This window comes from Acinetobacter sp. CY05 (assembly GCF_059515805.1).
On record NZ_JCAKMW010000027.1, the window covers coordinates 1 to 23,335 of the forward strand.

Annotated in this window: 22 protein-coding genes; 17 read left to right on the plus strand and 5 right to left on the minus strand. The window is 40.4% G+C overall.

The features are described 5' to 3' along the window. Positions 1–8 precede the first annotated feature (8 nt). Positions 9–1,192, minus strand: a protein-coding gene (locus AC5YCD_RS13885) for an IS3 family transposase (RefSeq protein WP_496129453.1) whose coding sequence is annotated in 2 segments (ribosomal slippage) — positions 9–916 and positions 916–1,192 — 1,185 coding nt in all. Because the reading frame shifts where the segments join, the coding sequence is not laid out codon by codon here. 131 nt (positions 1,193–1,323) lie between these two features. Between AC5YCD_RS13885 and AC5YCD_RS13890 the strand changes: the two genes are divergently transcribed. Together AC5YCD_RS13890 and AC5YCD_RS13895 are read left to right on the plus strand one after the other, a co-directional pair. Then, on the plus strand, positions 1,324–2,034 hold the full coding sequence (locus AC5YCD_RS13890) for an AzlC family ABC transporter permease (RefSeq protein ID WP_496130597.1): 711 nt from the start codon (positions 1,324–1,326) through the stop codon (positions 2,032–2,034). Continuing rightward, positions 2,031–2,345 (plus strand): AzlD family protein, encoded by a 315-nt coding sequence (locus AC5YCD_RS13895; protein WP_496130598.1) that lies wholly within the window; start codon positions 2,031–2,033, stop codon positions 2,343–2,345. Before AC5YCD_RS13890 ends, AC5YCD_RS13895 begins: the two co-directional genes overlap by 4 nt. Positions 2,346–2,748: 403 nt before the next feature. Here AC5YCD_RS13895 and AC5YCD_RS13900 read toward each other — a convergent pair whose 3' ends face one another. Next, positions 2,749–3,570: an ABC transporter substrate-binding protein gene (locus AC5YCD_RS13900; protein WP_496130599.1), complete on the minus strand. Its 822-nt coding sequence runs from the start codon at positions 3,568–3,570 to the stop codon at positions 2,749–2,751. Between the two features lie 180 nt (positions 3,571–3,750). Here AC5YCD_RS13900 and AC5YCD_RS13905 point away from each other — a divergent pair, with 180 nt between their 5' ends. The 4 genes from AC5YCD_RS13905 to AC5YCD_RS13920 all read left to right on the plus strand — a co-directional run bounded on the left by AC5YCD_RS13905 (position 3,751) and on the right by AC5YCD_RS13920 (position 9,019). After that, complete coding sequence (locus tag AC5YCD_RS13905; protein ID WP_496130600.1) at positions 3,751–4,485, plus strand: class II aldolase/adducin family protein; 735 nt, start codon at positions 3,751–3,753, stop codon at positions 4,483–4,485. Between the two features lie 15 nt (positions 4,486–4,500). Further along, the gene (speB, locus tag AC5YCD_RS13910) at positions 4,501–5,469 is read left to right on the plus strand and encodes an agmatinase (protein WP_496130601.1); all 969 of its coding nucleotides are present in this window, start codon (positions 4,501–4,503) and stop codon (positions 5,467–5,469) included. A gap of 1 nt (position 5,470) precedes the next feature. Beyond that, the gene (locus AC5YCD_RS13915) at positions 5,471–6,424 is read left to right on the plus strand and encodes an NAD(P)-dependent oxidoreductase (protein WP_496130602.1); all 954 of its coding nucleotides are present in this window, start codon (positions 5,471–5,473) and stop codon (positions 6,422–6,424) included. A 486-nt stretch (positions 6,425–6,910) separates the two neighbouring features. After that, positions 6,911–9,019, plus strand: a complete 2,109-nt coding sequence (locus AC5YCD_RS13920) for a TonB-dependent receptor family protein (protein ID WP_496130603.1) — start codon at positions 6,911–6,913, stop codon at positions 9,017–9,019. 89 nt (positions 9,020–9,108) lie between these two features. On the opposite strand, the gene AC5YCD_RS13925 is transcribed toward AC5YCD_RS13920, so the two are convergent. Beyond that, the gene (locus AC5YCD_RS13925) at positions 9,109–9,264 is read right to left on the minus strand and encodes a hypothetical protein (protein WP_496130604.1); all 156 of its coding nucleotides are present in this window, start codon (positions 9,262–9,264) and stop codon (positions 9,109–9,111) included. A gap of 303 nt (positions 9,265–9,567) precedes the next feature. Between AC5YCD_RS13925 and AC5YCD_RS13930 the strand changes: the two genes are divergently transcribed. The 11 genes from AC5YCD_RS13930 (at position 9,568) to AC5YCD_RS13980 (ending at position 20,923) form a co-directional block, all read left to right on the plus strand. Next, positions 9,568–10,035: a BLUF domain-containing protein gene (locus tag AC5YCD_RS13930; RefSeq protein WP_496130605.1), complete on the plus strand. Its 468-nt coding sequence runs from the start codon at positions 9,568–9,570 to the stop codon at positions 10,033–10,035. A gap of 237 nt (positions 10,036–10,272) precedes the next feature. Beyond that, the gene (locus tag AC5YCD_RS13935) at positions 10,273–11,271 is read left to right on the plus strand and encodes a phosphotransferase family protein (RefSeq protein WP_496130606.1); all 999 of its coding nucleotides are present in this window, start codon (positions 10,273–10,275) and stop codon (positions 11,269–11,271) included. After that, positions 11,268–11,609 carry a hypothetical protein gene (locus AC5YCD_RS13940; protein ID WP_496130607.1) on the plus strand — a complete coding sequence of 114 codons (342 nt, stop codon included), beginning with the start codon at positions 11,268–11,270 and terminating at the stop codon, positions 11,607–11,609. Before AC5YCD_RS13935 ends, AC5YCD_RS13940 begins: the two co-directional genes overlap by 4 nt. Continuing rightward, positions 11,602–12,312 carry a histidine phosphatase family protein gene (locus AC5YCD_RS13945; RefSeq protein WP_496130608.1) on the plus strand — a complete coding sequence of 237 codons (711 nt, stop codon included), beginning with the start codon at positions 11,602–11,604 and terminating at the stop codon, positions 12,310–12,312. Before AC5YCD_RS13940 ends, AC5YCD_RS13945 begins: the two co-directional genes overlap by 8 nt. Beyond that, a complete protein-coding gene (locus AC5YCD_RS13950) occupies positions 12,309–13,469 on the plus strand; it encodes an acyl-CoA dehydrogenase family protein (RefSeq protein WP_496130609.1) in 1,161 nt (386 codons plus the stop codon). Before AC5YCD_RS13945 ends, AC5YCD_RS13950 begins: the two co-directional genes overlap by 4 nt. Before the next feature lie 15 nt (positions 13,470–13,484). Then, positions 13,485–14,255 carry an SDR family NAD(P)-dependent oxidoreductase gene (locus tag AC5YCD_RS13955; protein ID WP_496130610.1) on the plus strand — a complete coding sequence of 257 codons (771 nt, stop codon included), beginning with the start codon at positions 13,485–13,487 and terminating at the stop codon, positions 14,253–14,255. Between the two features lie 26 nt (positions 14,256–14,281). After that, positions 14,282–16,162, plus strand: a complete 1,881-nt coding sequence (locus AC5YCD_RS13960; RefSeq protein WP_496130611.1) for a sigma 54-interacting transcriptional regulator — start codon at positions 14,282–14,284, stop codon at positions 16,160–16,162. 130 nt (positions 16,163–16,292) lie between these two features. Further along, the gene (locus AC5YCD_RS13965; protein ID WP_496130612.1) at positions 16,293–17,909 is read left to right on the plus strand and encodes a long-chain-fatty-acid--CoA ligase; all 1,617 of its coding nucleotides are present in this window, start codon (positions 16,293–16,295) and stop codon (positions 17,907–17,909) included. 27 nt (positions 17,910–17,936) lie between these two features. Further along, positions 17,937–18,251 (plus strand): DUF485 domain-containing protein, encoded by a 315-nt coding sequence (locus AC5YCD_RS13970; protein WP_496130613.1) that lies wholly within the window; start codon positions 17,937–17,939, stop codon positions 18,249–18,251. Further along, positions 18,244–19,893 (plus strand): cation/acetate symporter ActP, encoded by a 1,650-nt coding sequence (actP, locus tag AC5YCD_RS13975; protein ID WP_496130614.1) that lies wholly within the window; start codon positions 18,244–18,246, stop codon positions 19,891–19,893. Before AC5YCD_RS13970 ends, actP begins: the two co-directional genes overlap by 8 nt. A gap of 148 nt (positions 19,894–20,041) precedes the next feature. Continuing rightward, entirely contained in the window at positions 20,042–20,923 is an 882-nt protein-coding gene (locus AC5YCD_RS13980; protein WP_496130615.1) for a DMT family transporter, read from the plus strand. Between the two features lie 131 nt (positions 20,924–21,054). On the opposite strand, the gene AC5YCD_RS13985 is transcribed toward AC5YCD_RS13980, so the two are convergent. Both AC5YCD_RS13985 and AC5YCD_RS13990 read right to left on the minus strand, forming a co-directional pair. Then, on the minus strand, positions 21,055–21,759 hold the full coding sequence (locus tag AC5YCD_RS13985; protein ID WP_496130617.1) for an SDR family oxidoreductase: 705 nt from the start codon (positions 21,757–21,759) through the stop codon (positions 21,055–21,057). A 100-nt stretch (positions 21,760–21,859) separates the two neighbouring features. Continuing rightward, positions 21,860–23,263, minus strand: a complete 1,404-nt coding sequence (locus tag AC5YCD_RS13990) for an LLM class flavin-dependent oxidoreductase (protein WP_496130618.1) — start codon at positions 23,261–23,263, stop codon at positions 21,860–21,862. Positions 23,264–23,335: the final 72 nt, after the last annotated feature.

Consider the following 23,335-nt stretch of genomic DNA (forward strand, 5'->3'; position numbering starts at 1 on the left):
TGTAGTGGTCAACAAATATTGGACACAGTTTTAAGTTCATTTTCAGCCTGACAAGGACTGATACCATCGTTAAATCGATGAGGTCGTATCTGATTGTAGTATTCCATCAGATACAGACCAACATCTAGCTTCGCTTCTTCAATTGAGCTGTATCCCAATTTGGGAATCCACTCAGTCTTGAGACTTCTAAAAAGCCTTTCTGTTGGGGCATTGTCCCAACAGTTTCCTTTACGACTCATACTTTGTTGCATGGCGTAGCACGCCAACCTATGCCGAACTAAAAGGCTTTTATATTGGCTGCCTTGATCAGAATGGAAGATCACGCCACTCGGTTTACCTCGCCGATGCCATGCTTCATCTAATGCCTTAATGACTAAATGTTGGTCTGCTTGGGACGACATAGACCAACCAATCACTCGACGAGCATACAGATCAAGAACAACTGCAAGATAAGCCCATGTTTTACCTGTCCAAATATAGGTAATGTCACTGCTCCACACATGATTAGGCTGAACAGGTTTAAATTGCCTGTTTAATATATTTGGAACAGCAGGGACTTCAGCTACGTTGCTTTGATATTTGTACTTCTTACGTTGTTTGGAAACAAGACCTGATTCACGCATTAACTTACGTACCAGATAGCGTCCAATCTTAATGCCCTGATTCAACAACATAAATCGAATTCCCCGACTACCAAGAGAGTGACGACTTTGCTTAAATAGACTTTTAATCATCACTTTAAGCTTGATACGATCTGGATGAGGAGTTTTACTTGTTGAACGGTAATGGTAATAGCTTGAACGCAGTACACCAAAGGCACGACAGATTAATTTAACAGAGCTTAGCTTTCTTAATTGATCAATCAACGCATATGTTTGAATTCGTCTGACATTAAGAGAGCTGTAGCCTTTTTTAGGATCATCTTCTCCTGCTCGAGTTGATGGATACGAGCTTTAAGTTGTTGTATTTCCCTTTGCTCAGCTGTTAGAGCAGGCATTGTTGGAGATTGTCCTGTTCGTTCAAATTGAAGTTGATCAACCCAACGTTTTAATGCTGTCTGCCCAACATCTAAAGCACGACAGGCCTGTAAAATTGAATAGCCTTGATCAAGTACAAGGCTTGCTGCTTCTAATTTGAATTCTGGAGTAAATGTTCGTCTTGTTCTCATTGAGCACCTCTTTGGTGAATACATTATCACCTAAATTGGTGTCCAACTTTATTAAACCACTACATTATTCGCTTTTATAAATTAAAATACATTATAAAATTTAACTCTTATCTCACTCTTTATTTTTAATAAGAATTTAATATCAAGGATTTGATGTGTCAAACATAGACCAACAACTGAGCAAATTGGATAATGACCTTATCTGGCAAGGTTTCAAAAGCCTCCTTCCTCTCTCTATTTTTGTGGCAGTTTTTGGTGCTGCATTTGGATTAGCTGCCATTCAAACGGGATTAGATCCGTTAGCTATCATTTCGATGAGTGCATTTGTATTTGCGGGTGCTGCTCAATTTGCCACATTGGAATTATGGGGACAAAGTGTGTCTTTAATTCCGCTACTCGTGACTATTTTCTTTATTAATGCACGACATATTTTAATGGGTGCATCTTTGTATCCTTGGCTAAAGCATTTATCTCCACTCAAACGATATAGCATTTTATTGGTCATCTCTGATGCGAATTGGGCATTCGCTCAACAAGCATTTCAAAATCAAAAACCAGGGCTTGGAGTTTTATGTGGTGGCGGAATTGCCCTGTGGTTGTTCTGGATCATAGGAACTTGTTTGGGTTTATATTTTGGTCGTGTTATTCAAAACCCTACCCATTTTGGTCTAGATATGGTGATGGCTTGTTTTTTGCTATCAATGGTTGTTGGAGGGCAGAAAAATTTAAGAATGATCTGCATATGGATAGCAGCAGCTATGAGTTCATTACTTGCTTATTGGTATTTACCTGAAAATGCTCATGTTGTGGTTGGCGCTTTAGCAGGTGGCCTGGTTGGTATGGTCTTAAAGGACAAACAGGCATGAATTTAGAGATGAGTATACAGTCGGTAGGACTGATTATTTTTATTATGGCGCTTGTAACATTGGCTACACGTTGGGGTGGTGTATTCATCATGTCCTTTATTCCAATCAATGACCGAATGCAGCGTTTCATTAGCGCAATGTCAGCTTCTGTACTGGTCTCTATATTGGCGCCAATTGCAATTGAGGGTGATGTTGGTGCTCGATGCGCATTATTAGCAACAGCTATAACAGCCGTAATTTTCAAAAAACCTCTACTTGCGATAGGGGTTGGTATTGTGACTGCGGCTGCTATACGACAATTGTATGGATAGGATCCTGCAATTGGTTTGATCAAATCCGACAGACAAGCCTTGGGCGCTTATGATTCATCAACGCGATCTTTAAAATGTCCAACTTGGATAAGAAAGCATATGCAAGTACTTAAAGAATCATTAAACATCAGAGGCTAGGGGGTAATGTGGTGTAATATATTGTGCTGTGAATATGAGCTCCAATAATTCGCCTGGCCTAATCTAAGATATTGTCCTGCAAAGCTGCAAATGCTACAAAAATAAATAGAGGATTTGACCGCTTGGGGTAAGGGCATGTATTTGGGAGAGTGTAATCATCTACCATTACATAGATGATCGATGCATAGCTGTGTTGGCTCAAGTGTATTACCCAGAAATATGCTCCCTAAGAACTCTGTCTTTTGACAGGTTCTTAGGTGAAGTATTACTGAAAATTTTTCAACTTAGAGCGTTCTGCTTCAGTAGGTTCAATTAATCCATACTGCGCTAAGAGCTTTTGATAGTCTCCTGAGGCTTTCATTGCATTTAAACCGCTTTCAATTTCTTGATAGGTTTTCTGATCCCCCTTACGTACCACAATACCGCCAAACATCGGGAAAAAAGGATCAGTTGAAGTCATTTTAATATGCTCAGGGCGCTGCTTCACGGCTAAGCGCAGCGCTACAATATCATCATATTCTGCATCAGCAGCTTTGGCGAGAACGGCCTGGATTGCCTGTGGCGATGTCTCAAATTCAAGAACTTGAATTGCTGCCTTACCTTGCGTTAAACAGGTTTCCTGTGAAATTTGATTCAGTTGATTAGGATATTGCGTACCTTTTTGGGTGGCGATGCGTTTACCACAGAGATCGACACGTGTTTTGGGTTGATAAGTGCTATCTTTAGCAACCACCACAGCTTGTGTGGTTTTGTAGTAAGGAATCATGTCGACTTCTTGCATGCGCTCTTTAGTGATATATAACCCTGAGATTACGACATCGAACTTTTGCGCTTTCACACCTGTAATCAAATGATAAAAACGTGTATCAATATATTCAGCTTGCTTCCCATGATGCGCCAAAATTCCATTCATGACATCAATATCGAATCCAACCGGTTGTCCTTGGGCATTCATGGATTCAAAGGGTGGAAAGGCAATATCCATACCGACTTTGATTGGCAGATCTGACTCCTGCACAGTTTTACTTGGTTGACAGCCCATAAATAATGCAGTCAGACAGGTAATTGCGAGCAACTTAACTTTCAATGATCACTACTCTTTGCTTAAAGATACTGATTTGTAACGTGAATTCGCCGCTTTCAGGATTTGTATTTTCCTAACGATTTATTTTGAAAATACAAACATCTTAAAAATCATCGATTTAAAATTATATGCTCGAAGATCGGTCTTGATTTTGCATAGTTAAATGTACAACAAGGAGAACATATGCAAACCCAAGTATCTGAGCTCGAGTGGTCTGCGCGCTGTGAATTGGCGGCTTTGTATCGAGTACTCGCTCATTATCGTATGACAGATTTAATTGATACACATGTCAGCTTTAAATTGTTGGATCAGCCCAATTGTTTTTTGATTAACGATTATGCTGTGCCATTTGAACAGATGTGTGCTTCTGACTTGGTTAAAATTAATCATGAGGGTGAAATCATTGAGCATTTTGAGAAACATAAACGTGTGAATCAAGCTGGATTTTTAATTCATGCAGCAATCCATCAGGCACGACCTGAATTAAATTGTGTGATTCATATCCATACTGTAGATGGTATTGCAGTAGCCAGTCATGTCGATGGATTATTACCTATTTCACAGCATGCATTAAAATTTTATCAAAATGTGGGCTATCACGATTATGCTGGGATTGTATTGTCTGAAAATGAGCAAACTCAGTTGGTCGCAGATCTCAGACATTACCCTGTGTTATTGCTACGTCACCATGGTTTAATTGCAACAGGTCAAACTATCGCAAGCGCGTTTGAAAATATTTATTTTTTAGAACGCGCTTGTCAGATTCAAACACGTTGTGACTTAGCACATACGCCCTATATTGATGCAACAATTGCAGCATATACCCAACAACAATTTGCTCAAGATGAAGAGCTAGGCATTACTGCACTCTTCTGGCAAGCGGCAAAACGTCTCATTTCATCAGATTATAGAAAATAACAACAAGGAACACATATGTCATTTCATCAACCACAAAGCGGCAATGTCATGCCGCGTTTTGGCGGTATTGCGTCGATGCTGCGTTTACCTATTTTTGAGCAAGCTGAACATTGGTCAGAGATTGATGTCGGTTTTATTGGTGTGCCTTTAGATATTGGCACTTCATTGCGTGCAGGTACGCGTTTTGGACCACGTCAAATTCGTGCCGAGTCGGTTATGATTCGTCCCTACAATATGGCTACCGGTGCAGCACCGTTTGAAAGTGTTAATGTTGCTGACTTAGGTGATGTAGCAATTAATACTTTTAATTTACTTGATGCAGTCAGAATTATTGAACAACATTACCATCAGGTGATGGCACATGATGTCATCCCATTGACATTAGGTGGAGATCATACAATTACTTTGCCGATATTGCGTGCGATAAAAGCTAAACATGGCAAAGTAGGTCTGATTCATATTGATGCGCATGCCGATGTTAATGATGAAATGTTTGGTGAGAAAATCGCGCACGGCACTACATTTCGCCGCGCGGTAGAAGAGGGATTACTCGATTGTTCTCGCGTGGTACAAATTGGTTTGCGTGCACAAGGCTATAGTAATGACGACTTTAACTGGGGACGTCATCAGGGTTTTCGTGTTGTGCAAGCGGAAGAGTGCTGGCATCGCTCTTTAGCCCCCTTGATGCAAGAGGTACGCGAGCAAGTCCAAGGTGGGCCAGTGTATTTATCTTTTGATATTGATGGTATTGACCCTGCTTGGGCGCCAGGCACGGGCACACCTGAAGTAGGTGGGCTTACCACAATCCAAGCTCTAGAAATTATTCGTGGTTGCAAAGGTTTAAATATTGTAGGTGCTGATTTAGTTGAAGTATCGCCGCCTTATGATACGACAGGCAATACGGCATTATTAGGGGCCAATTTGCTCTATGAAATGCTGTGTATTTTGCCACAGGTTAAATATCCATCGCATGGAGAGTCATAAGATGTATTGCATTACTTGTGCCGAAGAAAAATTCCTGATTAGTACAGCATTTCAATTTAATTTTGACTTTGTTTATCGTGGTTTTCATCAGTTGAATCAGCAACAGTTAGAACAGGATATTTTTGATCAGGATGTCTTGATTATTAACGACTTACAGGTAACAGATGTTGTATATCAGCATAATCCCAATTTAAAACTGATTGCCTTATGTTCGACTGGCTATGAACATATTGATTTAAGCCTTGCTCATCAACATGGCGTAAAGGTATGTAATGTCAGAGATTATGCAACCGAAAGTGTAGCAGAACATACATTCATGTTGATGCTGGTGATGCTCAAGAATTTGCTCAACTATCACAACAGTACCCGAGATGGTCGCTGGCAGCAAAGTCAAGGCTTTTGCTACTTACAATCTCAATTTCCTATCCAACAGTTGCAGTGTAAAACCTTAGTCATTCTAGGACGTGGAGCGATTGGTGAGGCGGTTGCCTCTAAGGCAAAAGCATTTAATATGAAAGTCGTCTATGCAGAACGACCCAATGCAACCACATGTCGTGATGGTTACTTGCCTTTTCATCAAGCAATTGCACAAGCAGATATTTTATCCTTACATTGTCAACTCAATGAAGATAACCGAGGTGTGATCAATGCGTTGGTCTTTGCTCAAATGAAACCAAACAGCGTGCTTATTAACGTCAGCCGAGCAGGCTTAGTGGATCAAGTGGATTTAGTTAAAGCTCTACGAGCCCAACAGATCGCGGGCTATGCCGCAGATACAGCACATCAGGAACCTATGACTGCGGATGATCCATTACTAGAGCGTAGCTTAAATACCTTACTCACTCCACATATCGCTTGGGCAAGCGAAGAAGCTCAATGGGGTTTATTTCATCGCTTGAAAGAAAATATTGAATCAAATTTAAAAGGTCAAGCACGTTCTATAGTGAGTATTTAAACAACAAAATGTCAGTTTTTGCCTATATGCGTGAATTGATCAAGTGAATAATGAGTCTAATCTCAATTCTGCTCAATCATTGCCTATTTAAAGCAAGTTAGAAGTAAAAGAATTAATTGAGTTAGTCGCAAATTCTGTGCAATTTTCATAAATTTAATGACTCATTTATCTTTTTTAGCTTCTAATCAAAATGTTGGTTATCTATCCAAGTTATTAACATGTTCGCTGCAATCTTAGTTCCTATGCTGGTTTTGCAAAAGGCATGCGTTCTTAGAAGTTAGTGTCTCAACTTACCAGTCACGTTCTTAACATCTTTATTTGTAGAATTTGTGATTTACTTGCAAAGTTTCTTGAAAACTTGTTGATTTATTAACAAAATAATCGGAATAAAAAGCTGTTTTTTTCTCAATAAGCCATTGTTAAGGTATAAAGAAGCACTATTTAACGTGCCAAATGATAAGAATCGTGAATTGATAAGGATATTTCATGTTGAACCGACCAATATTCCAATTGAGTGCATTAGCTTTAGCACTACAGGCAACCAGCTTAGTATATGCAGAAGATAACATTCGCCAGCTTGATGATTTGGTCTTACAAGCGCAAAGTGAAGATCCACTTGAAAGTAGTAAACAACAACTCATTACAGTGGCTGGTGCAACTAACCTCATTGAGGTTGCAAATCAGCAGCATAGAATCCAAAGCAATGCTGATATATTACAGGGTGAACCAGGAATTTATGCTCAAACTGCAGGTAATGAAGGTATTAAAATTTCAATTCGCGGCTCAGGTATCAATCGAGGGTCTGGAGCACATGCATCGGGCAACTATATTTTGCTAGATGATATCCCTTTAACAGGTCCTGGAGGCACGCCCTATGAGTTACTTGAGCCAAATTGGCTGTCTCATGTGGAGGTTCTGCGTGGCAGTAATGGTTTTGAAAAAGGTGCACTTGCATTAGGGGGCGCAATTAATTATGTAAGTCTCACGGGTAAAAATCATTCAGGCGCACAACTGAAAATTGCTGCAGGTAGTCATGCTTATCAAAAATACCACTTCAGCTATGGGCAAGATTTAGGTGATTTAGACTACTATATTGCTGCAACTCATACTCAAACAGATGGTTACCAACAGCATAGTCAAAGTGAGGCGACAGGTATTACGGCCAATATAGGCTACCAAATGAATGATCAAGTGGATACACGTTTTTATATACGCTACCGTGAAACTGAACATCAAACTCCAGGTCGTTTAACTCAGCAGCAAATAAAGGAAAATCCTGAGCAAGCCAATCCATATAATTTAACGATTGATGCAAAACGTATTCAGCCTGGCAGTACATGGCTGGCCAATCAAACCACATGGCACTTAGCACAAGGTGGTCGTTTACAAGCCAGTCTTGCTTACCATGATTATCCAATGGATTTACAAGAAAGTTTATACCGTATTTATGTCGACTACACGGACCTCACAGCAAAGCTGGCATGGAAACAACCGTTTATCTGGTTAGATCGGCAAAATATTGCAAAAGTCTCTTTGAGCAGTACTACGCAACATAATTCTGCCAATGGCACAGAAAGCTTGCGTTTTAACAATGCCTATGGCAATGCAGGTAGCGTGAGTCGCCGCTATGTTCACCGTGGTCATGATCAAGTTTTAAATGTACATAATGAGCTCGAATGGTCGCCAGGATTGTGGTTTATCACAGGTCTAGGTGCAATCTACAGCCAACGTGATGCTTATGTGACCTGGCCACAAGTGGATGAAAAGTTGCAACAGAATAAATGGGACTACGCCTATCGTTTGGGAGTACGTTATGAACTTAATGATGATACTCAGCTCTATGCGAACTTATCGCGTAGTATTGAACCTGCACATGCCTGGTCAATGTTATGGGGATCGAATCAATATTTCCCCGTAGGTAGTGGAACTGCAACAGGACGCCAAAATACCGCTGTCCCTCTAAGTAACCAACAGGCAACCAGCTTTGAAATTGGCGCACGCGGAGAGAGTACTGTTGGGGTTTGGTCTGCGACTTATCATCGTGCACATTTAAATGACGAACTCTTAATGGTTGAAATTCAAGCAGCACCCGATCAAATTATTGCTGAATCTAATGCCAGTGATACGATTCATCAAGGTGTAGAATTGGGCTTGAATAGCAAATTATGGCAAGCTTCAAATGGTGCAGATCTGTCTTTAAAACAAGCTTATACTTTTAGTGATTTTTATTATGAAAAAGATAACAATTTTAAGCGTAATGAGTTGGCCGGTATTCCTCGGCACTATTACCAGGCTCAGCTGAAGTATCAGCATCCACAGAGTTGGTTTGTGGGTTTGAATACTGAATATGTGGCAAAGATGCCGATTGATTATGCCAATACCCGCTATTCAGATGATTATCAAATTTGGGGGATTAATGCGGGTTGGAATGCGATTCGTCCAGGCATAGATCTATGGTTAGATGTTAAAAATCTAACCAATAAAAAATATAGTTCAACGATTACACCAGGCTTCAATGATTTAGGTGAAGATCGTGCGCGTGCTACACCTGGAGAAGGAAGGGCATTCTATGCGGGCATCAATTATCAATTTTAAGAGCAAATACTTGCATTGCTTCTTCTAAGAAAAAGCCCCTTATACTTGTCTTAAGGGGCTTAGTATACAAAGCAATTTACTGAATATGCTTAGACTTGAGCAGCTCTCTGCTGCTTTAAAACATTTGAGGCCCATTGAATAAAATCTTTTTCATTTAAGAAATGCGGTAATTCATGTGCATTAATACTTAAACTTTGTGGATGATGGCGATGAGTAATCTGGATTCTGTGGTGATCATTGGTCATACAAGAAAGTCCCAATTCAAAAAAAAACTCCTGAATATTCTCTAGATTACTTTTTTTATTGATTTCTGGTCTTTCTAATAAAAAATAATAAATTTGGCGTAGTAAATAAACAGGTGATTGCGTCATTTTAACTCTCTAATTGTTATTAAGTTTTCCGTAGTATTTGCAATTTTTATAACAATGTCTATAGTCAAAAGCTTACAATTGCATAAAAAATGACCTTAATTTATATTTCGTTTATTGTTATGTTAAATTTATATAAGAATAAGTGGAAAAATCACATATTTTTAATCAAGGATACCCATGTTAATTCGCTTAAACTACGCTAGCCAGTATTTGTCTGGAGAACAAGACTTACTTGAAGACCTTCGCGCGATCTTGGTCAAAGCTCGGACTGTGAATGTAGCACAAGGCGTTTGTGGTGTTCTGTATTATGCGCATGGACATTTTTTTCAATGCCTAGAAGGTGAAGAGCAGCAGGTGATCTCTATATATGAAGGTATTAGAACTGATTCTAGACATCAGATATTGAAATGTTTTGAAATAGAAAATATTGAGACAGCCAGTTTTGCTCAATGGTCAATGAAATATGCCAAAACCAGTTCAATGTTACAGAGCTTCTTAAATAAGAAAGGGATTCAAAGTTTCCAGCCACAAAATTTACAACAGCAAGATTTGCCAGAATTTATTCATTTATTGCTTAAAGCAGATAGCCTAAGTATGAAAAAAGCGCGTAATGGGACAGCACGTGGCTATCAGCACTATTTTTAATTTTTTGATAAATGCTTTGAATTTCCAGGCAATATAACTTCCAAAAAATAGTCTAAGTATAGTAAATAATAAGAGCATATAATCAAAAATCTAATAAAAGATTAAAGAAAAGAGAATTTCATATTTGAAAATATTTTCAAATATGAAATTATTAACCTTATTGTAAGTAATTAAAATATATGGATTTTTACTATGGCATGGCTTTTGCTAAATTAGTGTTAGCAGGAGGAGCATGTCATGGATCTACAACAAAAACAAAATTTAAAAACCTTAATTCAACAGCAATTACATTACCGTTTAGCACGGGATATTCATATTCACAAACTAAGTGGTGGGGCGATTCAAGAAAATTGGGCTATTGCTTCATCAGAACAAGATTGGGCCATTGTGCTACGTAAGAATGCTGACACTGTCGTTGATGCTAGTTCAGATCGTGCTCAAGAATATCAACTACTTAGACGTTTATTTGAACTTGGTATTCAAGTGCCAGAGCCTTTGTATTTTTCTGCAAAGGACAATTTTCTAAATAGTGATTTTTTTATGATGCAAAAAATATCAGGTGTGACTGAAGGACACAAATTAGTCCGTCTTAAACAACCTGAATTACAAAAAAAGATTGTTCAGGAGATTGGTCGGCATCTCGCGCGTATTCATCAGATACAACATGACCAAGAACTTGAAAAAATTCTGCCTTATCCAGACTCTAAGAATTATCTGACCAATTTAATCCAACAACTTACTCAACAATTAGAGAACCTTAAACGTGCACGCCCTATAGTGGAATTTGCTTTGCAATGGATGCAAAAACATCAACCAAGCGTTGATGAGATTGTCTTGGTGCATGGTGATTATCGGACAGGAAACTTGATGATTGAAGATGACCATATCAGTGGCATTTTAGATTGGGAGTTTACTCACTGGGGTGACCGCCGTGAAGATATTGGCTGGTTTACAGCAAAATGTTGGCGTTTTGGTCAAAATCAAGCATTGGCAGGGGGGATTGGGGATTATGAGGATTTTATGCGTGCCTACGCAGAAGAAAATGATATTTATATCCCTGAATTTGAAATGAAATTTTGGCATGTATTGGCACATGTGCGCTGGGCAATTGTCGCTATGCAACAATCCGATCGCAATTTAAATCATTTTCCTTATTCACTAGAGTTGGCTCTGACGGAGTTTTTAGTCCCACAACTTGAAAAAAATATTTTAGATCTTATTGGAGATAGAACATGAATCAAGAAAAACTATTAATGCTGATTCAAGCCAGTCAAGATTGTTTAAAGCATGAATTAATACCCAAACATAGCGAGTCTAAATATGAGCTTTTAATGCTGCTGCGTAGCTTTGATTTATTAAAGCAATACATCACCCATGCAGCACAGCAAGATCAATCCATTCAGGCCACATTACATGAGATCTATGGTGTTCCGATTACCAATATAGAAGAAGGTCTACAGCATTTATCTCAAGACTTACGTCAAGATTATCAAATAGATTGGTATAACTATCTTGTTAAACTTAATCGAGCAGAGCTTGCGATCACACACCCAGAGGAGCTTAAACATGGCTAATTGGGGACGTCTATATTTGGTTAGACATGGGCATGTGGATTATTTTGATGCTGAGCATCAACCCATTAATCCAAAATTTGCAGCACTTTCAGCACAAGGACGTCAGCAAATTCAACTTTTGTCTGAGCAGATGCAAGATCTACATCTTGATCATATTTACAGTTCAACTCTATTACGCGCAGAACAAACAGCAAGCATTTTAGCGGCTGAGCGTGATATATCTGTTCAAAAAATAGCAGATTTCTGTGAAATTCGTTCGGGGAGACTACGTGATATACACCTCGATCAAGCAGAAATTTTGATTAAGTATGCGTATGCGGCTGCGGAGCATCAACTCGAACAATTTATGCAAGGTGAACATTGGCAAGCCTTCCAAGAACGAGTATTGGCTGCATTACATGAGATTTTAATCCAAAACCCAGCTCAACAAATCTTAATTGCAGCCCATGATGCGGTCAACCGCGTCATCATTAATTGGGTATATGGACAAGACAAGCATCATTTTTATGTCCAAGAACAACATTATGGTTGCTTAAATATTATTGATTATTGGGTCAAAGATCAGCTGTTAGTTCAAAAACGCTTACAACTACAGAACTACACGCCTTATAACATTTTCAAAATCAATCAACAGCACAGTGCGATGGATGAAATCTATCGGATCTATCAACAAGCCAACGGATTTCAGGAACTTAAAACATGATTACTTTGACCCCAGAATTACAAGATTTACAACAAAAGGTCCGCCATTTTATCCAAGATAAAATTATTCCTTATGAAAATGACCCGCGCATGGACGAACATGGGCCTTCAGATGAATTGCGTGCAGAACTCATCCAACATGCACGCGAGGCAAATTTACTCACGCCACATGCTAGTCTTGCAAGCGGCGGCTTAGGTTGGACACATTTGCAAAAGGCAATTGCCTTTGAAGAAGCCGGCTATTCATGTTTAGGGCCCATTGCGCTGAACATTCACGCGCCTGACGAAGGAAATATCCATCTCTTAGATGCTGTTGCGAATGATGAGCAGAAACAACGTTGGTTAAAACCTCTGGTCGAAGGCCATATACGCTCTTGTTTTGCCATGACAGAGCCTGCACCAGGTGCAGGTTCAGATCCCTCTATGTTACTGACAACTGCCGTTAAAGATGGCGATGATTATCTGATTAATGGACGTAAATGGCTCATCACTGGGGCAGATGGGGCAAAGGTCGCCATTATCATGGCTAAAATGCCAGATGGTACAGCCTCTATGTTTTTGACTGATACTGATGTAACGGGCTATATCTTAGAAAAAAACATGCATGCGATGGATTCTTGCTTTGCTGGTGGACATGGCATATTACGTTTTGAAAACTTACGTATTCCAGCTAAGAATATTTTAGGTGAGGTCGGGCAAGGTTTTAAATATGCCCAAGTACGTTTGGCCCCAGCACGCCTCACACATTGTATGCGTTGGCTTGGACAAGCACGGCGTGCCCATGATACTGCGACAGCATACGCTAGAGTGCGACAATCTTTTGGCAGACGCTTAGGTGATCATCAAGGCGTTGGTTTTATGTTGGCTGACAATGAAATTGATTTGTTGACCACACGTTTAGCGGTGCATTACTGTGCCCAAGTCTTAGATGCCAAACAACGTGGTAATTATGAATCAAGTTTGGTCAAAGTATTGAGTGCCGATGCAATTTGGCGCGTGATTGACCGCAGCGTACAGGTACTGGGTGGGCAAGCAATGACAGATGAATGTGTGGTGAGTAAAATTTTTACTGATGCGCGTGGTTTTCGGATTTACGATGGTGCCAATGAAGTCCATCGTATGAGTATTTCACAAAAATTATTAAATCAAAAACAATAAAAATGAGGCGATCCTATGAACAATATTTTTGACGTTACGGGTAAAAATATCTTAATTACAGGGACATCAAGTGGCTTAGGTGAACATATTGCTCATCTTTTTGCAGCATCAGGTGCCAATATTATTATGTGTGCACGGCGCAGTGAACGCTTACAAGCATTACAAACCCAGCTTGAACAACAATATCAGGTGCGGATCTATCGCTATACGCTGGATGTCAATCAGCGTGAACAAGTCCAACAGATGCTAGGCGATTTAGAACAAAAGGGGGTCTATGTAGACGTATTAATCAACAATGCAGGAGTCAGTGACACCAAAAAGTTTTTAGATTATCAAGATCAAGATTGGGATAAGATTGTGGGCACGAATTTAAAAGCGCCTTGGCTATGTAGTCAAGAAATTGCCCAGCATTTCATTCGGCATAATATTCAAGGGGCGATTATTAATATTACTTCAATTTTGTCGCAATCGATTAATTTAGGGGTCAGTCCCTACTGTGCTTCAAAAGCGGGTCTCAAGCATTTGACGGAGGTGATGGCGGTCGAATTAGCACGTTATAAAATTCGCGTAAATGCCATTGCACCTGGTTATATGGTCACTGAAATTAACCAGGATTATTTGCATAGCGATGCCGGACAACAATTAATTAAAAAAATTCCGCTCAGACGCTTTGTTGAATTTGAAGACCTAAATGGGGCATTATTACTACTTGCCTCAAATGCCAGCCAAGGAATGACGGGCATTGAGATTAAGGTAGATGCAGGACATAGCTGCACACCCATTTAGATGATAACAATAAAGATAGGATGATTATGCTGAACCAAAAACCGATTCAAATTTTAGTGACTTATACCAAGTACCCACAGATCAATGGTTTTCGGGATTTGGTTGAGCAAACCATCCAAAATCTTGCCACAGACCAAATCGGTTTTCTTGAATGCCATATTTCAGAAGTCCTTGAAATGGCGCAGTGCTTAGTACAACAAGGGGCCAGTATAATTTTGTCGACCGGTGCAACGGCAAATTTCTTACAGAAAAAACTCTCTATTGAAGTCCATCCTATTCATACTGGGGCCTTTGATGTCTTACAGGCAATTTCTAACTTAAAAGACTGTCATAAAATTGCCCTAGTAGCCAATCAAGCGACCATCAATTTAGCCAATTATGCCGATGTCTTTGCTCTGGAAGTGAAGCAGTTTAGCTATGACTCCTATTTAAGTGCAAGACATTGTATTCAACAAGCCAAACAACAAGGCTTTGATGCTGTGATTGGTTCACCTGTGGCTGTAGAGTTGGCTCAAAGTAATGGCCTAAAAGGTCAATTGGCTTTAAGCCATAATGCATTACAAGACCTTTGTTTAAATGCTTTACAGCGTTTAGATAAGATTCGTCAGGAAAAACAACATTTACAGCATCTGACCGCGATTTTCGATCATTTAAGTGATGGCATCTGCGTAGTCGATCAACATAGTCGTATTTATTTTGTCAATGCTGCCTTGCAACAGATTTTGGGGATGAATTCGCAGCAATTACAACATCAAAACTTAAATAAAATTTTTAAAGATTTAAGCTTAAACAAAGAATCAAGCCTACAAACTATTGATTATAAAAATAAAAAAATTGCTGTACATCTCGCACCTATGCGTACTGAGCATTTAGATGGTTATGTGCTTAAAATTCAAGAATTACAACAGGTTGAGCGCTCAAGTCGGGAATTTCGAAAGATTTCGAGTCGCAAGTTTAACCCACGCTACCAATTTAGCGATTTGATCACTCAAAATCATGACTTTGAGCAAATTCTACAGCTAGCTAAAGAATATGCCAAAAGCGAAGCAACCGTACTCATTACTGGTGAAAGTGGTACAGGTAAAGAAGTCTTAGCACAAAGTATTCATCAAGCCAGCTTACGTCAGCAAGGTACATTTGTGGCAATTAACTGTGCTGCATTTCCAGAGAGTATTTTAGAAAGTGAATTGTTTGGTTATGAAGAAGGTGCTTTTACAGGGGCCAGAAAAAATGGAAAATTGGGCTTAATTGAAGCCGCAGATCAGGGAACTTTATTTTTAGATGAAATTGGCGACATGCCTTTACACTTGCAAACCCGATTTTTAAGGGTATTACAGGAACGACAAGTGCAACGTCTAGGAGCATTGCATAGCCATGCCATTGATATTCGTGTGATTGCAGCCACACATTGTCACTTGGAACAGTTGGTCGCTGAAGGACGCTTTCGCGCAGATCTATACTATCGCTTAAATATTTTAAGGTTACAGATTCCAAGTCTAAATGCACGGCGTGAAGATATCGTATATTTCAGTCAAAAATTTTTAGCCCGTAACAATATCGCTTGGCAAAATGTGCCTTCTTATGTAGTGAGGGCTTTAAATCAGTATCACTGGCCAGGGAATATTCGTGAACTTGAAAACGTCATCGAGCGCTTAAGTGTGATCTTAAACTTAACTGAACCGCTGACCCCAGCGCGTTTTAAACAGTATGTGCCCGAACTTTTCACTGAGCAACAAGGTTATATTCCTCCCCTTAAAGAAGTTAAATATCAGCAAGAACAAAGCCTCATTAGCCAAGCTTTAGAACAAGCTCAAGGTAATTTAGATTTGGCTGCTCAGCACTTGAATATCAGCCGTACTACTTTATGGCGTAAGATGAAATACTTGAATCTCAAACAACAAAAATAAAGGTGCAAAATTGCAATGAATTTCAATTTTGAAACAATGTTAATTTACGCAATATTTTGATTTAAATCATTTTTTTATTGGCATTATGCTTGCAATAGTCCTGTTATCTATGGATAAGGACAAAATAATAATGAATGGACAGATGATGTTCTGTGATTTAAACATCACTTCAATTATGCAACATGCCTTGTTAGCGTACCCACATCAGCAAATCGTGAGTTTAAAATCCGATGGTAAAGCGGTTCATCGTTATACCTATCAAGATGCATTTGAGCGTGTTGCCCAAGCTGCACATGCATTTGACCATTTAGGCATCAGACCTGATGCCATTATGGGAACACTGGCATGGAATACCTATCAACATATTGAACTGCACTATGCGATTCCTTGCTCAGGGCGGATCAACCATACCATCAATCCACGCTTGTTTCCCGAACAAATCTTACAGATTATTCAGGATGCTCAAGATCAAGTTTTATTTGTAGAACCTGAATGCATTGGCTTGGTCGAAAATATGTATGAACAGATTAAATCATGTGTGGAACATATTTTTATCTTGGGCGATATAGATCCGATGCTGCGTGCAACATTCCCATTTCAGTTTTACGAACAGATTTTACAGGATCAGCCGACCTCCTACCTATGGCCAGAAATTAAAGAGCAGCAAGCCAGTGGCTTATGCTATACATCGGGTACCACAGGACAACCAAAGGGAGTGCTTTATTCACATCGCAGTACAGTCTTACATGCTTTGATTTTAAGCATGCGCGAAGTGGTGGGGTTGGATCTGCATAGTGTGATGATGCCTATGGTGCCGCTCTATCATATCAGTGCCTGGGGAATGCCCTATAACACTATTTTATGTGGTGCAAAACTCGTCTGCTGCCATCAATTTGCCGGTCAAGCTGACAAAATGGTGCGCTTAATCCAGCAAGAGCAAGTTGATATTGCTATGGGTGTACCGACAATTTGGGCAGGTATTCAAGCCTATTTACAGCAATATCCACTACAGAACTTTCCCTTAAAACGCGCGATCTCTGGCGGCTCTGCAGCATCTTTGGCTTTAATTGAGCGTATGCAACGTCTCGGTATTCAACTCGATAATGCATGGGGAATGACAGAGACCAGCTCCTTAGCAGCATGTAATCATGGAGAATATGCACCAACATCTCATCCAGAACAAAGCTTAAAATGCGGCCGTCCAATCTTTGGGACACAAGTTCGGGTCAAAGATCAGCATCAACAGGTATTGCCTTTAGGTGAATTGCAAGAGGGACAATTGGAAATTAGAGGTCACGCCATTGTCGAACACTATATGCACCAAGACAGTGGCGCTGAACAAGGTTGGTTTAATACCGGGGATATCGCCAGTATTGATAAATTGGGTTATATCCACATCACAGATCGTGTGAAAGATATGATCAAATCAGGCGGTGAATGGATCAGTAGTGTGGCCTTAGAAAACGCCGTGATGGGCTACGAAAAGATTCATGAAGCAGCTGTGATTGGGATAGAACATCCCAAATGGGGTGAACGCCCGTTGCTGGTGGTGGTCCCCAAGGCCCAATATGCCACGATTCAGCATGAAGAAATCATCAGCTATTTGTCATCATCCATCGAAAAATGGGCACTTCCTTCTGCCACTATTTGTGTCAAAAATATTCCGCACACCGCAACCGGTAAAATCAGTAAAAAAACCTTACGTGAACAATATCACAGTTATTTCGCGCAGATGAATGTTGTCTAAGACAACATAAGTCAAGGAGCATGTTATATGGATATACAACAACAAGAACAAGCCATTATTCAAGATCAGCATTTTCAGGCGATGGTACGTTCTCGCAATCGTTTTGCCTGGCTACTGAGTGCTAGCGTGTTGATCATTTACTTTATATTTATTTCAATTGCGAGTTTTAAACCTGAAATTCTGGCACAAACCTTTGGTGATCGTGTGTTAACGGTAGGATTACCTCTAGCAGCATTAGTGATTATTGTCAGTTGGTTGATCACAGGTATTTATATTTACATTACCAATCGTCATTTTGATCAGATTAAGTTACGTCTCAAGAAGGAGTATCACTATGAATAAATTCCTTCTACTGTTATTGGGCTTAAGTTTAAGCTTGCCTGCCTATGCCGCAGGGCAAAATTTAAACTGGACCGCAATTAGTATGTTTGCTGTCGTGGTATTCATGACCTTATTGATTACTTGGTGGGCAGCACGGCGTACCCGTTCAAAAGAAGATTTCTATACTGCGGGCAATTCTATTTCCGCCCAACAAAATGGTTTGGCCATTGCGGGTGATTATATGTCGGCGTCTACCTTACTTGGTGTCTCAAGTATGGTGTTTTTCAAAGGATATGACGGCTTTATTTATGTGACGGGCTTCTTTGTCTGTTGGCCTATTCTGACCTTTTTAATGGCAGAACGCTTACGTAACTTAGGCCGTTATACCTTTGCTGATATTGTATCCTACCGCTTAGATCCACAAAAAACCCGAATTTTAGCCACGTGTGGCTCACTGATTGTGGTGGTGTGCTATTTGTTATTACAAATGGTGGGGGCAGGGCAATTGATTAAACTACTCTTTGGAATTGACTATCAGATTTCAGTCATTTTAGTGGGTTGTCTCATGCTGGTATATGTCATGTTTGGTGGCATGCTGGCCACAACATGGATTCAGATTACCAAAGCGATTTTACTGCTTTTTGGTGGCACATTGCTCCTATATCTCGCACTCAAGCACTTTGGTTTTAGTCTAGATCGTTTAGCACATGCTGCGGTCACCAGCCATCAACTGGGTGAAAAAGTCCTACAACCGGGAGGTATGCTCTCTAATCCAATTAATGCTTTATCCACTTCGATTGGCTTGATTTTTGGTTTAGCCGGTTTACCGCACATTTTAATGCGCTTCTTTACTGTGCCCAATGCAGCGGATGCACGGCGCTCTGTGTTTTATGCCTCAGGTTATATCGGTTATTTCTTTATTATTGTCTGTATCTTAGGTTTTGCTGCAATTTCAATTGTCGGCACCAGTCCGCAATTTTTTGTCAATGGTCAAGTCGGTGGAGAATTACTCGGCGGCTCGAACATGGTCGCGATTCACTTAGCCGGTGCACTCGGTGGTAACGCTTTACTTGGCTTCTTGTCTGCTGTGGCATTTGCCACGATCTTAGCAGTGGTTGCAGGTTTAACCTTAGCAGGTGCGTCTGCGATTTCCCATGACCTATTTAGTAAAGTAATTAAAAAAGGCCAAGCAACGGAAAAACAAGAAATGCTGGTGTCACGCTTAGCGGTGATTGGCTTAGGAATCGTCGCAATTGCGTGTGGTATTTTATTTGAAAAAATGAATATTGCGTTCTTAATGGGGCTGACCTTTGGTATTGCCGCTTCAGCTAATTTTCCTGTGCTATTTTTAGCGATGTATTGGAAAGATCTCACCACGCGTGGCGCGATTTGGGGAGGATTTACAGGCATTATCTCAGCCATTGTACTGGTGATCTTATCACCAACGGTTTGGGTGGGTGTCATGGGCTATCAAACGGCGATTTTCCCTTATGATAATCCTGCGTTATTTTCGATGCCTTTTGCGTTTATGGTGAGTATTTTAGTTTCTAAACTGGATCAAAGTGAGCGTGCACGTATTGACCGTGCCGGTTTTGAACAACAAGTGGTACGTTCTGAACTAGGAGCACGTCAAGAAGATTTAGAAAAAGCACCTCTACACTAAACTTGGGACCTATAGGCGTCTTTAGCCAAAAGCTAAGGGCGCTTTTACTTTTAGTCACAACATCAATAAGAAAATTTCATTGATAAAAAGATGAAAATGCAAGTTTTGAGGCGTACATTAAGCACAGTTATATCATGGGACCTCAACTTTGATTTGGATTCTTTTTACCCTCATGGCTGCTTTCATGCAGGCGTGGCGGAATGCTTTTCAGAAGCAACTCAGTAGCAGTGTCGATGTCTATGGGGTGACATTGGCACGTTTCTTATTTGCTGTACCCTTGGCCATAGCCTATTTAGCATGGATGTATCATGCCCATCCTGTAGAGACCAATGTATCTTTTAATCTGCAATTTGCAGTGTATATTGTCATTGCAGGCATTACCCAAATTGCAGCTACTGCACTGATGGTACAACTCTTTAAGCAAAAAAATTATGCCATTGGTGTGGGGTTGGCCAAGAGTGAAGCGATTTTAGCTGCCATCATCGCCGTGCTGTTCTTAAGTGAGCCATTAAGTTTATATGCATGGGGTGGGGTGTTATTGGGTGCTGTGGCAGTATTTTTACTCAGTAGTGGACGACAACTGAAAGATTTATCTGTTTCCACTTTAACGATTGGTATTGCAAGTGGCCTATGTTTTGCCATTACCTCACTCTTAGTCAGAGAGGCCAGTTTAGAGCTGACCATGCTGCCACATCTACACCGCGCGGCGTGGGTCTTATTCTGGGTGATTAGTTTCCAATGTATCAGTATGTTGCTGTATTTAGGGCTGTTTAGTCGAAAAACGTTATATGCACTGTGGCAGCGTCTAGGCTTAACCTTAAAAGTGAGCCTATGCAGCTTTTTGGCTTCATTAGGTTGGTTTAGTGCCATGAGTTTACAGTCTGTTGCGATTGTCAAAACTTTAGGCCAAATTGAAATCTTATTTAGCTTACTCATTTCTATGTTCTTCTTTAAAGAAAAATTAGCTAGGCGCGATCACTGGGGGCTCGTCTTGGTTGTTGTCGCTGCCATATTGGTTATCTGGGCATAATGTAGGTCAATAATATAAGCTGTGTTTGTAAAAAAGCGCGATATCAGGTCGCGCTTTTTTGTATCAGATCGTAGATCACTTCATTGAGATCCCGCTATTACAAGTCGGGAATGCCGTACAGAGCGTTAAATCTACAAGCTTCCGCCACCATCAACATGAATCACTTGGCCAGTGATGAAGCTTGATTGCGCTGAGAGTAAGAATGAGACTGCGTTGGCTACATCTGCTGGCGTACCTATACGGCCCATTGGGATATTTGCCAATAATGCTTTTTCAGCTTCACTGCCTTTAGGACGAGTCTGTCTAAATAACTCTGTCTCGATCGGTCCTGGTGCGACACAATTGACTGTAATGCCATATTGTGCGAGTTCAAGTGCCCAAGTACGCGTACAGCCAACCAAAGCGCTTTTTGCGGCAGCATAGGCAGTTCGGTCTTTGGAGCCATACATCGCTCGACTACCAATATTGATAATACGACCATACTGTTGCTGTTTTAATTGTTCAACAAAATGCTGCGTCACCTGAACGGCTGACCTCACATTGAGATTCCATACATCGTGCAATGCATTCAGATCAATCTCACCTAAAGCCTGAGGTCGGCTAATTCCTACATTATTGATAATGCCATGGATCTGATATTGGGACGCAATAGTATTTAATATCGCTTGAGTTTGCTGAGTGTCACTAAGATCACACTGGAACATTTTTCCAGGAAAGTTAAGGTTTTCTGGATGTCTTGCAATCCCAATCACCTCATGACCTTCATCCTTGATTTTTTCACAGATTGCGCGCCCAATGCCACGGCTAGCACCAGTGACTAAGTATGTTTTTTGCATGACCCATATTCTATTTCAATGAAACAATTGAGGATCATCATACAATATCTGTACCCAACACAATATAAACCAGCCCGATCAAAATCGGGCTCTTCCAAGATTAAGCGTCTATGAGCTCATCTTGCTCGACTTTCTGTTGAGTTAAGTCACGGTACTGTGCAGCACGGTGATCTTCACCTAGACGTGGGCCTTGACCAAACAGTTTTTCACGTAAAGTACCTTGGCGATATTCTGTTTGATACACACCACGGCGTTGTAATTCAGGTACCACGTAGTCCACAACATCTTCAAAAGATTGATGTGCGAGGATATAAGCCAAGTTAAAACCATCAAGACCAGTCTCTTCCACCCATTCTTGCAAACGGTCTGCTACAGTAGTGGGTGATCCAACAATTACAGGACCATTACCACCTATACTGGTCCATTTGGCAATTTCTTCAATGGTCCATACTTTATCTGGATCTGCTTTGACATATGAGTTCAGCAAAGATTGGATGGCATTGGTCTCAATATATTCAACTTGATCTGTGGATTGATATTGAGAAAAATCAACACCCGTCCACCCTGAAACCAAGGTCAGACCCCCATCATAACTGGCATATTGTTGATATTCGGCAAATTTTTTCTGGGCTTTCTCATCAGTTTCATCAACGACAATAGCAAGCATGGTATAGATTAAAACAGAATCTGGTGCGCGACCTTCCTGAACTAAATTCGATCGGATCCCATCCACGAGCGGCTTCACTGCCGCTTTAGTCGGTGCAGAAATAAACACACATTCTGCATTCTGGCTAGCAAAGCGCTGGCCACGGCTGGATGCACCAGCTTGATATAATACAGGGGTACGTTGTGGAGACGGTTCACAGATGTGGGTACCTGGAACACTAAAATATTTACCCTCATGACGGATCGGATGTACCTTTTTAAAATCAGCGAATACACCGCGTTGTTTATCACGGACAACAGCATCTTCTTGCCAAGAGCCTTCCCAAAGCTTGTACAAAACTTCTAGATATTCATCTGCAATGTCATAACGTTGGTCATGACTCACTTGCGTTTTTAAGCCTAAATTTTTAGAGCCACTTTCCAAATACGAAGTCACAATATTCCAACCGGCACGACCTTGGGTTAAGTGGTCAAGCGTCGTCATACGTCTTGCAAATGGATAGGGATGTTCAAATGAAATCGAGGTGGTTACGCCAAAGCCTAAATGCTCGGTAACGGCAGCCATTGCCGGCACCACTTGTAGGGGATCATTGACTGGGACTTGTACCGCACCTGTAAGAGCATGTTCATTATTACCATGGTACACATCATAAACGCCCAGCACATCGGCCAAAAAGACGCCATCAAATTTTCCACGTTCTAAAATTTTGGCTAAATCTGTCCAGTACTTTAAATCTTTATATTCTGTCGAACGATCATCAGGATGACGCCAAAGACCAGGGGACTGATGCGCAACGCAGTTCATTTCAAAAGCATTAAAGCGAATTTGTTTAGCCATATTGTTGTATCTAGTTGAGTTACTATTGCTATGCATCTTAAATAAAAAATTTACCCCTATTTATAACAATTC

Excerpts from the sequence above, each read along its gene's own strand:
- AC5YCD_RS13895 (WP_496130598.1), top strand. The coding sequence starts at position 2,031 with ATGAATTTAGAGATGAGTATACAGTCGGTAGGACTGATTATTTTTATT.
- AC5YCD_RS13905 (WP_496130600.1), top strand. The coding sequence starts at position 3,751 with ATGCAAACCCAAGTATCTGAGCTCGAGTGGTCTGCGCGCTGTGAATTG.
- speB (WP_496130601.1), top strand. The coding sequence starts at position 4,501 with ATGTCATTTCATCAACCACAAAGCGGCAATGTCATGCCGCGTTTTGGC.
- AC5YCD_RS13915 (WP_496130602.1), top strand. The coding sequence starts at position 5,471 with ATGTATTGCATTACTTGTGCCGAAGAAAAATTCCTGATTAGTACAGCA.
- AC5YCD_RS13920 (WP_496130603.1), top strand. The coding sequence starts at position 6,911 with ATGTTGAACCGACCAATATTCCAATTGAGTGCATTAGCTTTAGCACTA.
- AC5YCD_RS13925 (WP_496130604.1), bottom strand. The coding sequence starts at position 9,264 with ATGACCAATGATCACCACAGAATCCAGATTACTCATCGCCATCATCCA.
- AC5YCD_RS13930 (WP_496130605.1), top strand. The coding sequence starts at position 9,568 with ATGTTAATTCGCTTAAACTACGCTAGCCAGTATTTGTCTGGAGAACAA.
- AC5YCD_RS13935 (WP_496130606.1), top strand. The coding sequence starts at position 10,273 with ATGGATCTACAACAAAAACAAAATTTAAAAACCTTAATTCAACAGCAA.
- AC5YCD_RS13940 (WP_496130607.1), top strand. The coding sequence starts at position 11,268 with ATGAATCAAGAAAAACTATTAATGCTGATTCAAGCCAGTCAAGATTGT.
- AC5YCD_RS13945 (WP_496130608.1), top strand. The coding sequence starts at position 11,602 with ATGGCTAATTGGGGACGTCTATATTTGGTTAGACATGGGCATGTGGAT.
- AC5YCD_RS13950 (WP_496130609.1), top strand. The coding sequence starts at position 12,309 with ATGATTACTTTGACCCCAGAATTACAAGATTTACAACAAAAGGTCCGC.
- AC5YCD_RS13955 (WP_496130610.1), top strand. The coding sequence starts at position 13,485 with ATGAACAATATTTTTGACGTTACGGGTAAAAATATCTTAATTACAGGG.
- AC5YCD_RS13960 (WP_496130611.1), top strand. The coding sequence starts at position 14,282 with ATGCTGAACCAAAAACCGATTCAAATTTTAGTGACTTATACCAAGTAC.
- AC5YCD_RS13965 (WP_496130612.1), top strand. The coding sequence starts at position 16,293 with ATGAATGGACAGATGATGTTCTGTGATTTAAACATCACTTCAATTATG.
- AC5YCD_RS13970 (WP_496130613.1), top strand. The coding sequence starts at position 17,937 with ATGGATATACAACAACAAGAACAAGCCATTATTCAAGATCAGCATTTT.
- actP (WP_496130614.1), top strand. The coding sequence starts at position 18,244 with ATGAATAAATTCCTTCTACTGTTATTGGGCTTAAGTTTAAGCTTGCCT.
- AC5YCD_RS13985 (WP_496130617.1), bottom strand. The coding sequence starts at position 21,759 with ATGCAAAAAACATACTTAGTCACTGGTGCTAGCCGTGGCATTGGGCGC.
- AC5YCD_RS13990 (WP_496130618.1), bottom strand. The coding sequence starts at position 23,263 with ATGGCTAAACAAATTCGCTTTAATGCTTTTGAAATGAACTGCGTTGCG.